The sequence below is a fragment of the Streptomyces tyrfis genome, assembly GCF_037034285.1.
Classification (GTDB): Bacteria; Actinomycetota; Actinomycetes; order Streptomycetales; family Streptomycetaceae; genus Streptomyces.
The window spans coordinates 36,679-49,611 of record NZ_JBAGJZ010000057.1 but is presented as its reverse complement, the minus strand read 5'-3'; the positions used below and the strand labels follow the sequence as shown (position 1 = coordinate 49,611).

The following is a 12,933-nucleotide window of genomic DNA, read 5'->3' as shown; positions in this document are numbered from 1 at the left end:
ATGATGCTCATGCTGAACGAGTCGGGCGAGACCCTTCGGCTGCCCGGCGTCCACTGCGCGGAGCACCCCGTCGACTTCCCCGTCGTGCGCTTCGACATGTGGATGGGGCTGACCGAGCAGAAGTCCCCGGAAGGGGAATGCGAGGGTGTCATCGGCGAACTCCGTTACAGCGTCGACCTCTTCGACCACGCCACGATCAAGGACCTCGTCGAGAGGTTCGTCGCACTGCTGCGCACCGTCTGCGAACATCCGGAACTCCCCCTGAACTCCATGAGTTCGCCGCGCGCGTTCACCAGGGTGCGGAGAAAGCCGGTCAGGCTTCCGGCCGGCCCCGCCGCCCCGTCCACGAATGGACACACCGTGCCGTCCACGAACGGACACACCGCCTGACCCCCGAGGCGTGCGCCCGATGACCACACCGTCCAAGCCCATACGCCGGGAGGCGGCCGTGACCTACTCGATTCAAACGCCGGAGAGCATCAAGGACCGCTATGAGCGGGAAGGCTGGTTCCTGGCTCCGGAGGCCCTGGACCAGGACGTGATCGCCCGGGTCACCGCCCGGGTGGAGGCCCTGAGCGTCCAGGAGCGGCCCGAAGTCGTGTACGAGAAGGACGGCCGGACGGTGCGCGGTATCCACGGATGCCACCTCTTCGACGACGTCTGCCGCCGACTCGTCCGGATGCCCGCGCTCCTGGGCCTTGCCGAGGAACTGCTCGGGGAGCCCGTCTACGTCTACCAGTTCAAGGTCAACATGAAGCAGCCCGGCGAGGGCGCCGCCTGGCCCTGGCACCAGGACTTCGCGTTCTGGAGCCGGGAGGACGGGATGCCCGCGGACAAGGCGGTCAACATCGCGATCCTTCTCGACGAGGTCCACCGGACGAACGGCCCCCTGCGCATCATCCCGGGAAGCCACCGCCAGGGCCTGGTCGGCGCGGGCCCGGACCCGACGCCCGGCGGGGGAGGCGGGGACTGGCGCAAGCACGTCTCGGCGGATCTGGAGCACACCGTCCCCGACAAGCTGGCCGAGGACCTCGCCCAGGAGATGGGCACCACCCTGGTGACGGGTCCGGCGGGCACCCTCTACGCCTTCCACCCGACGATCGTCCACGCGTCCTCCGACAATCACTCCGCCGACCGCCGGGCCATGCTGCTGGTCACCTACAACGCCGTGAGCAACGCCCCCGAACGGCTGACCCGTCCGGAGTTCCTGGTCAGCCGCGACACCACCCCGCTCGCCGCGGTCGGAACCGACACCCTGTGACGACGACGCCCGAACGAGCCCCCTGACAGGGCCCCGCCCCCCCGTCCGGACCCGCTGGGCTGGGCTTACGGTGCGGTCGGCCCGAGGCTGGAGGCCGAGCCCGGTGGCGGCGGATCACGGACCCGTACGGTCCCCTCCACCGTCGAGTCGAGGAGGAACCGTGGCTGACCGGCGCGAGGAGACGCCCCGCATCGTGGTCGGGGTGGACGGCTCGGACTCGTCGAAACAGGCCCTGCGCTGGGCCCTGCGGCAGGCGGAGGCCACCCACGGCGTGGTGGAGGCGGTGACGGCGTGGGACTTGCCGCAGTTCCACGGCGCGCTCGGCTGGCTGCCCCCGACGAGCGGCGACGAGGCCGTGCTGGAGAGCCGGGCACGCAACGCGGTCATGCAGGCCGTCGAGGAGGTCGCGGGACCGCGGCCACCGGTGGAGGTCCGCGCCGACGCACGCTACGGCACCCCCGCCGGCGTGCTGCTCGACGCGGCCCGCGGCGCGTCCCTGCTCGTGGTCGGCAGCCGGGGCCTCGGGGGCTTCTCGGGGCTGCTGCTGGGCTCGGTGGCCCAGCACTGCGCCCAGCACGCGACCTGCCCGGTCGTCGTGGTCCGCGACGGCGGGGAATGAGCCCGGACGGCGGACCGGCCGCTCCGGCGGCGGGCGGTGAGCGCGAACGGCGGACGACGAGGTCCGACGGCGGACCGTGAGCGTGCGACAGCCGGGCGGGGTCCAGCAGCGGTTCGGTGCCGTACGTTCGATGTCGTGCGTCCGGTGCCGTGCGGCGCCGAGCGCGCCCGGACGAGGATGCCGCCGTACGGCGCCGACACCGCCGCCGGGCGGAGAATCCGTCTCCGCCGAGCAGCCCCCTGTTTTCACTGGAAAGCGTTGCCGCCCGTGCGGCCGGATCGCGGCCCGACACGATTCCCTGAAGTGTGGCAGCAGCAGCCGCGCGACCGGCGCCGCCCGCCCACCCGGCGGGGAGGGAACCGGCCCGGTTCCGGATGGTCTCCGTGTCTCCGTTCCGGTGACCGCGGTGCGCCGACAGAAGGTGTGGAGCAGTTGAAGGCATTCGTGATGAAGGAGATCGGGCGTGTCGGCTTCATGGAGAAGCCGGTTCCGCGGCCGGGCCCGGGCGACGCCGTCGTGCGCACGACCCGCGCCCTGATCTGCACCTCCGACTCCCATACCGTCCAGGGCGGCATCGGCCCCCGGGAGAACCTGACGCTCGGGCACGAGGCCGTGGGCGTCGTGGACGCCGTGGGGAGCGAGGTGAAGGACTTCCGGCCAGGCGACCGCGTGCTGGTCGGCGCCATCACTCCCGACTGGGGCGACCTGGCCTCCCAGAACGGCCACCCCTCGCAGTCCGGCGCACCGCTCGGAGGATTCAAGTTCGCGAATTCCAAGGACGGGGTGTTCGCCGACTGCTTTCACGTGAACGACGCCGACGCCAATCTCGCGAAGATCCCCGATGGCATCTCCGACGCGGCGGCGGTCTACTGCGCCGACATGCTCTCCACCGGATTCATGGGCGCCGAGAACGGACACATCCCGATGGGCGGAACCGTGGCCGTCCTCGCCCAGGGACCGGTCGGTCTGATGGCGACGGCGGGGGCCCGGCTGCGCGGCGCCGGTCTCGTCATCGGGGTCGAATCCGTTCCCCGCCGCCAGGAGCTCGCGCGGACGTACGGCGCGGACGAGATCGTGGACTTCGGCCGGGAGGACGTCGTGCGGCGCATCCTCGACCTGACCCACGGGCAGGGCGTGGACACCGCCATCGAGGCACTCGGCGCGGACGTGACGTTCCAGACCGCGATCAAGGTCACCAGGCCGGGCGGCACGATCTCCAACACCGGCTATTTCGGCGAAGGCGAATTCGTGCGTATCCCGCGCGTCGAATGGGGCGTCGGCATGGCCGACAAGACGATCACGACGGGACTGTGCCCCGGGGGCAGACTCCGCATGGAGCGACTTCTGCGGGTGCTGGAGACGAAGCGCGTCGATCCGTCGCACATGACGACCCACGAATTCCGCTTCGACGACATGGAACGGGCCTTCGAGGTGTCGGACAAGAAACTCGAAGACGTCGTGAAAGTGATGGTCGCCTTCTGATCGTCCTTTCGTCAGAGGCGTGACTTTCTGAGGCACCCGGTCGAATTCGGCGCTGCGGAGACGAGGCGGCATGCACGATCCCGATCCACCGTTCCGGCCCGTCCGCAGGCGGGCGGGCTACCTGCCGCTGGAGGACCTCGGCCTCATCGGGGACGGCGCGACCGCCGCGCTGGTCGGCCTGGACGGCTCCATCCCGTGGATGTGCCTGCCCCGGTTCGACGCCGACCCCCTGTTCTGCGGCCTGCTGGATCACACCCGGGGCGGGCACTTCACCCTGGCGCCGGAGGACCTGGTGGAGGCGCGGCAGCGCTATGAGCCGGACACCGGCGTACTGACGACCGAACTGCGCGGCCCCACCGGCCTGGTACGCGTCACCGACGCCCTGGCCCTGCGCTCCGGGGCCGACCTCACCGACGACGCGCCGGCCCACCGGAGCGAGCTCGTGCGTTCGGCGGTCGTGCTGTCCGGGAACGTCCGCCTGCGGGCCGAACTGGAGCCCCGCGGCGGTGCGCACGTGCGGGCGTTGTTCAGCGGCCTGGAGCTGCGACCGTCCCGGCGCGGCGACCTGCGGCTCCACCTGCGGTCCAACCGCCCCCTGACCGGCCTGCGCACCGTCCACGACCTCCGGCAGGGCGACCGCCTCGACCTCTCGTGCTGTCCTGGGGCCGCTTCCACCGCCACCACCGGTTCGACACCGACGCGATGCTGCGGGGCACCGCCGACGCGTGGCGTCGCTGGATGCGGCACTTCGCCTACGACGGCCCCGACGAGCCCCTGGTCAGACGCGCCGCGATCACGCTCAAACTGTGCGACGACTGGGCCAACGGCTCGCTGGTCGCGGCCCCCACCTCCTCGCTGCCCGCGCCGATCGGCGGAGTCCGCAACTGGGACTACCGCTACGCCTGGATCCGCGACGCCGCGTTCGCCGTGTTCGCCCTGCGCCGCATCGGCTTCCGCGGCGAGGCCGACGCCTTCCTCGGCTGGGTCCTCGACGCCTTCGAGTACAGCCGGCGGCCCCGGATCATGTACGACGTCCGGGGCGGCCTGGTGCCGGCCGAGGTCGAGGACGGCGAGTTGGCGGGTTACCGGAGCTCCGCCCCGGTGCGCTGGGGCAACGGCGCGGCCGACCAGCGCCAGCACGACGTGTACGGCGAGATCCTGGACTGCGCCGACCAGTGGCTGCGTTCCGGCGGCGAGATCCAGCCCGCGCTGTGGGCCGGCCTGGCCGAGCTGGCCGACGCCGCGGGGCGGGCCTGGCTCCAGCCGGACCAGGGAATCTGGGAGGTGCGCAGCGAGGGCCGGGTGTTCACGTACTCGGCCGGGCTGTGCCAGGTGGCCTTGGACCGCGCCGCGCAGATCAGTGAGCGGCTCGGGCTGCCCCGGAGCGACACCCGGTGGCGAGCCTCGGCCGAACGGCTGCGCAGGCTCATCCTCGAACAGTCCTGGGACGAGGAGGCGCGGACCCTCAGCGCGCACCTGGACGGCGGCGGCGTCCTGGACGCCGGCCTGCTCGCGCTCCCGCTGCGCCAGGTGCTGCCGGTCGACCACCCGCGGATGGCGGCGACCACCGCGGCCGTCGCCGAACGCCTCTCGGCGGGCGACGGCCTGCTCTACCGCTATCTGCACGAGGAGTCCCCCGACGGCCTGCCCGGCGACGAGGGCGCCTTCCTCCTGTGCAGCTTCTGGCTGGTCGACAACCTGATCGGCCAGGGCCGGATCGGAGAGGCCGAAGAGCTGTACGCCTCGTTGTGCGCCCGGGCCAGCCCACTGGGGCTGCTGCCCGAGCAGATCGACCCGTCCACAGGAGAGTTCATGGGCAACTTCCCCCAGGCCTTCAGTCACATCGGGGTCATCGCCAGCGGCGTGAACCTCGCCCGAGCGAAGGCAGGCGGGCGAGGATGATCAACCGGCTTGCCGTCTTCGGCGCGACAGGGGATCTCACCGCACGCTATCTGCTGCCGGCGCTGGCCGCGCTGCGGGCGGCGGGCCGACTCGACGACCTGGAGCTGACCGGCGCGAGCCGGGAGGACTGGGACACCGGGCGGTACCGGGAATGGGTCGCCGCCCAGCTCGACCGGCACGGCGGGCCCTGTCCGCCCGGCGCGAAGGAGGCGATCACGGCCTCGGCCCGCTATCTGCGGGCCGACGTCACCGACCCCGCCGACGTCGCCGCCGCCGTCGCCGGCGAGGGACCCGTCGCGGTCTACCTCGCCCTGCCCCCGGGGCTCTTCCCCCACGCGGTCACCGCACTGCACCGGGCGGGTCTGCCGACGGGCAGCCGGATCGTGCTGGAGAAGCCGTTCGGCGAGGACCTGGCCGGCGCACGGGAGCTGAACCGGCTGCTCGCCGAACTCGTGCCGGAGCAGGCGGTGTTCCGCGTCGACCACTTCCTGGCCATGACGACCGTGCAGAACGTGCTCGGCAGCCGCCTCGCCAACCGTGTGCTGGAGCCGATCTGGAACAGCACCCACATCGCCGAGGTGGAGATCGTCTGGGACGAGACCCTCGCACTGGAGGGCAGGGCCGGCTACTACGACCACGTCGGCGCGCTCAAGGACATGCTCCAGAACCACCTCCTGCAACTGCTCTGCCTGGTCGCCATGGAACCGCCGGTCACGCTCGGCGAACGGGACCTGCGCGACCGGAAGGTCGACGTGCTGCGGTCCGTGCGCCCCCTGACCGAGGCCGACGTCGTGCGCCGCACGCGTCGCGCGCGCTACCTGTCCGGCCGGATCGGCGACCGCGACGTCCCCGCCTACGCCGACGAGGACGGTGTGGGCCCGCAGCGCCGTACCGAGACCTTCGCCGAGGTGGAACTGGAACTGGACAGCCGGCGGTGGGCCGGAACGACGTTCCGGCTCCGCAGCGGCAAGGCGCTCGGGGCGGACCGCAAGGAGGTCGCGGTCCACTTCCGTCCCGTGCCCCACCTGCCCTTCGGCCACAGCGGCGAGGCCCGCCCCAACGTGCTCCGCTTCGAACTCGAGCCGGAGGGGCTGGCGTTGGAACTGACGGGCATCGGTTCCCACGCCCATGAGCTCACCCCGCTCTCGCTGACCGCGCGAATGGACCCCCAGGGCCTGCCCGCGTACGGCCGGCTCCTGCTGGACGTCCTGAACGGCGACCCCGCCCTGTCCATCCGCGGCGACGAGGCCGAGGAGGCGTGGCGGTTCCTGGAACCCGTGCTCTCCGCGTGGGAGAGGGACGTCGTACCACTGGAGGAGTACCCGGCCGGCTCGGCGGGACCGCCCCCGCGCCGGAGCCGGACGGACGGCCGGCGCGGCGAGGAGGACCCGGCCTGATCGCCCGCGGGGGCCGTACCGCGCCCGCCGAGCCCGACCGAAGGAGGAGAGCACCCGCGATGTCCCCCGGCACCGAGCGCCGTTCCCCGTGCGTCGTGGTCATGGGGGTCTCCGGCACGGGCAAGACCACGGTGGCCCGGCTGCTCGCCGAGCGGCTGGGCGTCCCCCTCGCGGAAGCGGACGACTTCCACTCGCCGGCCGGCATCGCCAGAATGTCGGCCGGTATCCCGCTCGACGACGCGAACCGTCGGCCCTGGCTGGAGTCCATCGGCCGCTGGCTCCGCGAACGCGACGCGGCGGGCACCGGCGGAGTCGTCGCCTGCTCCGCCCTCAAGCGACGCTACCGGGACACGCTCCGAGCGACCTGCCCGGCCGCCTTCTTCCTCCATCTCACGGCCGAACGCGCCCTGGTGGCGCGGCGCATGGGCCACCGCACCGGCCACTTCATGCCGACACTGCTGCTCGACTCCCAGCTCGCCGAGCTCGAACCACTCGAACCGGACGAACGCGGAGTCGCGCTGGACGCGACCCCGGCCCCCGAGACGCTCGCGGAAGCGGCCATGAAGCTGCTGCCCCACCGGTGAGCACCCCCGACGCCCGACGAACGGCGACGGCGGCATCGGCGGTGCCGCCGCGCCCCGTCGAACCCGCGTGCGTGTGGCCGAACGAGGCTAAGGGCTGTCCCGTAATCCCTGGCGGGCGTGCGACGACAGCTGCGGCGCCTCGCGGCGTTGTCGGAACGCCCGCATACGTCCCGTATGCGGGCGCCCCTCCGCCTTGCGATGCACCGCATCTGACGCCGCACGCTGATCCACCACGGATTACGGGACAGCCCTTAGGACGTAGGAGACTTGGCCCGGTCCATGGCCGGGGACGGACCGGCGGCCGCGGGATGAGGGGGCGATCTCGACGGTATGGATCCGGCGGTGATCACGGGAGCCGAAGTTGATGGAGACCGAGTTCTCCATTCCCTCACGATCTTGCCCAAATCCCCTTTAAGATCGCTGAAAAGGCGGTTCTCCGCATCTTTATGCACTCCCTCACGGGCAGGGCCTCAGGCCCTTCTGAACGCTGAGAGCAGGGGATGACATCTACACATGAACGAGCGAAGAGAGCCGTGCCCGGACCGCGTCAGCGGGGTCTGGGCGCGCTCGGTCGCCGCAGCGTCGGCTGCGTGCTCGCGCTCGGCCTAGGAATCGGCGGCGGGGCGTTAGCCATGGCGCCCACGGCGTACTCGCAGACGGGAGACGGATCGGTGACGGTCCGGGTGATCCGGGCCGTGGACACCAGCGGGGTATGGACGCCCGCGCTGGAACCGGGCATCGCGGGCGTCAAGGTGACCCTCACCGACGACGCCGGGGCCGGCGTCGAGGGGGTCACGGCGGCCGACGGGACCGTGACGCTGACTCCGGCGGCGGGCGAGGCCACCAGCGGTAAATACCGCGTACAGGTGGTGAATCCGAAGCCGGGCGTGCTGTACCCGGCCTTCGCCTCGCGCCAGGGACTGGACGGCGCGCCCAACCAGCTGAGCAGCAACGAGGAGTTCGTCGACCTCTCCGACGGAAAGAGCGTGGCGTACACCACCGGGCTGTGGAGTCCGGGCGACTACTGCCAGAAGAACGCACCCCTGATGACGAGCTGTCAGCCCACCACGCGCGAGGGCGGGACCCAGCGCACGCTGGTCTCCTTCCCGTACGACGCGCGCGGCCAAGACGGCGTCGACGTCAACGTCACGGACATCGCCACCAACGCCGAGACCGGCACGCTGTTCGGCATCGCGTGGAACAGGGCCGACAAGCGGGTGTTCTCCTCGGCGCTGGCCAAACGCGGCACGGACTACGGTCCCGGCGGCGCCGGGGCGATCTACGTGACCGACCCCGCGCGGAAGAAGACCTCCCTCTTCACCGTCGTCCCGGGCGCGGGGACGACGGCGCACGGCCCGGGTACCGATGACGCGTTCCTCGACGTGCCCGGCAAGGAGAGTCTGGGCGGCATCAAGATCACTGACGACGGCAAGGACCTGTTCGTCGTCAACCTCAACGACCGCAAGCTCTACCGCTACGACGCCACGCAGGCGACCGCGGCGGCGCCCGAGGCCGTCCACACGATCCCGGACCCGGGCTGCCCGGCGGCGGGGGACTGGCGCCCCTTCGGCCTCGGTCTGCACCACGGCACCGGCTACCTCGGCGGGGTGTGCTCCGGCGAGTCCACCGGGAAGGTCTCGGACCTGCGCGCGGTGGTTCTGCCCTTCGACCTCGGCACCGGCGCCTTCCGGGAGGCCGTGCTGAACCAGCCGCTGGACTACCCGCGCGGTTCGACGGTCGGCGGTGGCCCGTGCGACGGCGCGGGCTGGTTCCCGTGGACGAGCACCTACCCGGACTCGCAGAACGGCCGTCCGTGTGGCAACTCCACCATCGCCAACCCCGAACCGGAGTTGGGCGAGATCGCCTTCGAGACCGACGGCTCGATGCTGCTGGCCTTCCGCGACCGCTTCGGCGACCGCGGGCCGGGCGCTCCCGCGCCGAACTCCGTCGCCGTCGTCATGTCGGGCGGTGACCTGAACAAGGCCTGCCCGGCGAACGGCGAGTACGTGATGGACACCAACAACGGCTGCGGGCTGTCCCCTCGGGGCACCCGGTTCTTCGACACCAGCTGGGGCGGTCACCGCAACACGGCGTTCGCCGGGATGGCGTTCTCCAAGGTCGAGAACACCATCGCGACCTCCGCCTTCGACCCCAACCACACCGCCTACGGTTACGGCACGTCGTTCCTCCAGCGTGATGGCGCGCAGGATCCGAAGTTCGGCCTGCGCCTCAACCCGCCGGGGACTGCGGCCCCGTTCGGCAAGGGCGCCTCGATGGGCGACCTGGAGGTGCTCTGCGACCAGGCACCGCTCCAGATCGGCAACCGGGTCTGGTACGACCCCGAGCGCAAGGGCATCCAGAACCCGGGCCAGCGCCCGGTCGTGGGTGCGACCGTCCACCTGTACGACGAATCGGGCAAGCTCGTCGGCACGACCGAGACGACGGCGCGCGGCGAGTACTACTTCGACGACTCCAATGTCACCGGCGGCCTGAAGCCGAGGACCAAGTACACCATCCGCCTCGACAATCCGGCCGACTACGCCGAGGGCGGCCCGCTCCACCAGTGGGTCCCCACGGACGCGGATGTCGGTGACAACCACTTCATCGACTCCAAGGGCATCGTCCCGCGCGACGCGAAGTTCCCGGAGCGGGCGCTCACCACCGGCGGGCCCGGGGAGAACGACCACACCTACGACTTCGGCTTCCGACAACAGGAAGGCGCGCTGCGCCTGGTCAAGCACGACCAGGACGGAAAACCGCTGGCCAAGGCGAAGTTCCAGCTGTGGAAGGAGACGAACGGCTCCGACGGCCTGCAGACCACCGGGCCGGAGCCGGACACGCCGGTCGACAAGCCCTGCCTGACCGGGACCGACGGCATCTGCCAGGGCGCCGGCGCGCCGGGAACGTACTACTGGCAGGAGGTCAGCCCGCCCGAAGGGTACGCCGTGCCCGACGTGGCGGTGTTCGGACCGCTGGTGCTGACCTCCGACAACCTCGACGAGGGGGTCTCGGTGACCGCGGTCAACCAGCGGCTGCCCGGCCCCACTCCGACGCCGACACCGACGACGCCGGCACCGGAAACGCCGGGCAAACCGGGGGCGCCGGGCGCACCGGGCGCACCGGGCGCGCCGGGCCATGTGCCCAACTCGGGCCTGGCGGCCACCGGCACGAGCGGGATGGTGCCGCTGGCCCTGGCCGGCTGCGCCGCGCTCACCGCCCTCGGTGCGGCGCTGGTCGTACTGATGCGCAGGCGAAGGGCACCGCACCACTAGCCCCGGAACGGGGCGACCGGCGCGGGTGATCCTCCGGGCCGGATCGGGCGGGTTCGCGGACCAGCGGTTCGCGAACCCGCCCTCCTGTGTGACCGACCCACGAGAGAAGGCGACTGCATGGCTCGGAAGAGGAAGACCGGCGGCCGTACGCCGCGTCGGACCCGCCGGCTCAGAACACTGATCGCGCTCGCGGTGTGCGGCGCCGCGGCGGGCGGCCTGGCCGCCTACCGGACCCTCTCCGACGACTCCACCGCCGAGCGGCCGGTGACGATGGAGGAGGCGTCCAGGCTGGCGCTGTCCCGGCTGAATCTGTACCAGGCCAGTCCCGTGGCGATCAGCCTCACCGCCACCGAGGGCGGCGGAGTGGTGGTGCGGGTCGAGGGGGTGGTGGACTACCGGACCCGTCGGGCCGTGGGGAGTTATCAGGTCACCGGCGCCGCCGGGGCCTCCGAACCCGCCAGGCCCTCCGAAGCTTCCGGACCCGCCGCCGGGCAGCTCGACCGCGGCCTGATCGTCTGGGACACCGGCGGCCTCGGCCTGGCCCCCGCGCCGGAGGGCGACACCGGCCCGCCCTGGCAGCGGGCCGAGCACATCCCGCGCTCGGGCTGGTCCGCGCGCTCCTATACGACCGATCCCCTGGACGCCGGGCTCCAACTGCTGATCGAGCTCGGCGCGGACCGCCCCGACAACCCGCTGTTGCTCGCACAGTCCGGGGCCCGCCGGCTGGAGCCCGGGCGCATCGACGGCCGCGACTACGACCGGTTCGCCGGACCGCGAGCCCAGGGCGCCACGCCCCGGGCCGGGTCCGACGGCGGGCGGTCGCCGCTGACGTACTGGGTCGACGGCGACGGCGGCCTGCGACGGGTGACGATGCGGATGCCGGGCCTGGGGACCCCGACCACCGTGGAGTTCTCCGGGCGCGACGGCCGCGCGAAGCTCCCCGAGGCGCCGTGGAAGACCGGCTGAGACCTCCGCGCCCTGCGCCGCGGCCGGCGTGGTCGCGGGAGGACGTTCTCAACCGGCTTTACGAATCAGCAGGTCGAGCGTGCGGCGCGGCCCCGGGGCGCCGCGCTCAGCGCGAGTGCGGCACGGCGTCCGCCTTCTCCGGGAGCGGGTACGCGGCCGCGTCCACGACCCCCGGCAGGCCGGTCGCCGGGCTGCCCGGGGTCGTCGGGTCCGGCATGGACGGCTGGGCGGGCGGGGCCGGTACCCGGCTGAACGGCACCCCGGGCGGGGCCTGCACCGGCGCCGCCCGGCCGGTGGGCGGCGCGCCCCGGCGGCCGCCGCCGCAGCCCGCGCGGCCCTCCAGGCCGTCCGGGCTCTGGGTGGCGGGCCGGTTGCCCGCGAAGCAGTTCCCGGGGTCGGCCGAGGCCAGCACGAGGTCGGCGCCATTGCCGGTGGCGTAGTTGCCCTCGACGCGATTGCCGCTCGCCGGATGCCCCGGCGGGTCGGTGACGATGACCCCGGCCGCCCGGTTGCCCCGGACCAGATTGCGCTGGACGCGGTTCCCCGTGCCCCCGCCGATGCCGATGCCGATGCCGAAGCCCCCGTCCGCCTGTTCGGGCGTGTCGGCGGCGTTGTTGTCGACGACCACGTTGCCCGCGATCAACGCGCCGTGCTGCGGGGCGAGGGCCTCCAGGTCGTTGGAGTTGACCGTGACGCCGACCCGGTTGCGGGCGACGAGGTTGCCCAGCACCGACAGGTCGTCCGAGGCATTGGTCAGTTCGATGCCGACCGCGTTGCGCTCCACCGTGTTGCCGCGGACGACGGTGGCGCAGGGCTTGCACTGGCCGACGTAGATGCCCGAGTCGGCGTGCCCGGAGGCGTAGGAGTCCTCGATCACGCCGTTGCGCGCGTCAAAGGCGTAGATGCCGTACAGGCCGTTGTTGTACGCCGTCACCCGGGTCGCGCGGAAGCCCCGGACGGGAGGGAAGCGGGTGGTGTCCAGCGGGTCGTACGCGGACCCGCCGGCGCCGCGCTGTTGCAGCCGCTCGTCGGTGACACCGGTGAACAGCACACCGTTGGCGAGGTAGCCGTGCACGGTGAGGTTCTCGACCACCGAGCCGGCGCCGGTCACGGTGATGCCGTTGGCCAGCCGCACACCGCCGTCGAAGACCACCGCGTCGCGGTCCGTGCCGCGCAGCACCACCCGGGGCTTGGTGACGCGTACGCTCTCCCGGTACACACCCGGGCCGACCAGCACCGTCTCGCCCTCGCGCGCGGCGTCCACGGCCTGCTGCACCGTGCGGTAGTCCTGTGGAACGCGCAACACGCTCCCCGCCGGATGCCGCGCATCGGCGGACGTCGATTTTGTACCGGAGCAGCCGGTGGCCGCCAGCGCGACCGCGACGAGCGGCGCCGACAGCCGCAGCGCCGCCCGGAACACCGCCGCCGGAACCGCTCTACGCGCCAACAG

Annotated in this window: 9 protein-coding genes and 1 pseudogene; 9 read left to right on the top strand and 1 reads right to left on the bottom strand. The window is 72.4% G+C overall.

Annotation, left to right across the window (positions count from 1 at the left end):
- From WA762_RS31160 to WA762_RS31115, 9 genes and pseudogenes are all read left to right on the top strand, one after another.
- Nucleotides 1-390, top strand: a 390-nt coding sequence (locus tag WA762_RS31160; protein WP_335940232.1) for a hypothetical protein, incomplete at its 5' end; no start/stop codon positions are given.
- A gap of 19 nt (nucleotides 391-409) precedes the next feature.
- A complete protein-coding gene (locus WA762_RS31155; RefSeq protein WP_335940231.1) occupies nucleotides 410-1,261 on the top strand; it encodes a phytanoyl-CoA dioxygenase family protein in 852 nt (283 codons plus the stop codon).
- 160 nt (nucleotides 1,262-1,421) lie between these two features.
- A complete protein-coding gene (locus WA762_RS31150; RefSeq protein ID WP_335940230.1) occupies nucleotides 1,422-1,880 on the top strand; it encodes a universal stress protein in 459 nt (152 codons plus the stop codon).
- A 423-nt stretch (nucleotides 1,881-2,303) separates the two neighbouring features.
- Nucleotides 2,304-3,362 (top strand): NAD(P)-dependent alcohol dehydrogenase, encoded by a 1,059-nt coding sequence (locus tag WA762_RS31145; protein WP_443080723.1) that lies wholly within the window; start codon nucleotides 2,304-2,306, stop codon nucleotides 3,360-3,362.
- Between the two features lie 70 nt (nucleotides 3,363-3,432).
- Nucleotides 3,433-5,264, top strand: a pseudogene (locus WA762_RS31135) (glycoside hydrolase family 15 protein).
- Nucleotides 5,261-6,661, top strand: coding sequence for a glucose-6-phosphate dehydrogenase (locus tag WA762_RS31130; RefSeq protein WP_335940223.1), 1,401 nt, complete (start codon nucleotides 5,261-5,263; stop codon nucleotides 6,659-6,661). The pseudogene WA762_RS31135 and the gene WA762_RS31130 overlap by 4 nt, the downstream one beginning before the upstream one ends.
- A gap of 59 nt (nucleotides 6,662-6,720) precedes the next feature.
- The gene (locus tag WA762_RS31125) at nucleotides 6,721-7,245 is read left to right on the top strand and encodes a gluconokinase (protein ID WP_335940221.1); all 525 of its coding nucleotides are present in this window, start codon (nucleotides 6,721-6,723) and stop codon (nucleotides 7,243-7,245) included.
- Between the two features lie 632 nt (nucleotides 7,246-7,877).
- Nucleotides 7,878-10,517, top strand: a complete 2,640-nt coding sequence (locus tag WA762_RS31120; RefSeq protein WP_335940219.1) for an SdrD B-like domain-containing protein — start codon at nucleotides 7,878-7,880, stop codon at nucleotides 10,515-10,517.
- Nucleotides 10,518-10,634: 117 nt separating this feature from the next.
- On the top strand, nucleotides 10,635-11,483 hold the full coding sequence (locus WA762_RS31115) for a hypothetical protein (RefSeq protein ID WP_335940217.1): 849 nt from the start codon (nucleotides 10,635-10,637) through the stop codon (nucleotides 11,481-11,483).
- Between the two features lie 106 nt (nucleotides 11,484-11,589).
- On the opposite strand, the gene WA762_RS31110 is transcribed toward WA762_RS31115, so the two are convergent.
- Nucleotides 11,590-12,930 carry a right-handed parallel beta-helix repeat-containing protein gene (locus WA762_RS31110; protein ID WP_335940216.1) on the bottom strand — a complete coding sequence of 447 codons (1,341 nt, stop codon included), beginning with the start codon at nucleotides 12,928-12,930 and terminating at the stop codon, nucleotides 11,590-11,592.
- Nucleotides 12,931-12,933: the final 3 nt, after the last annotated feature.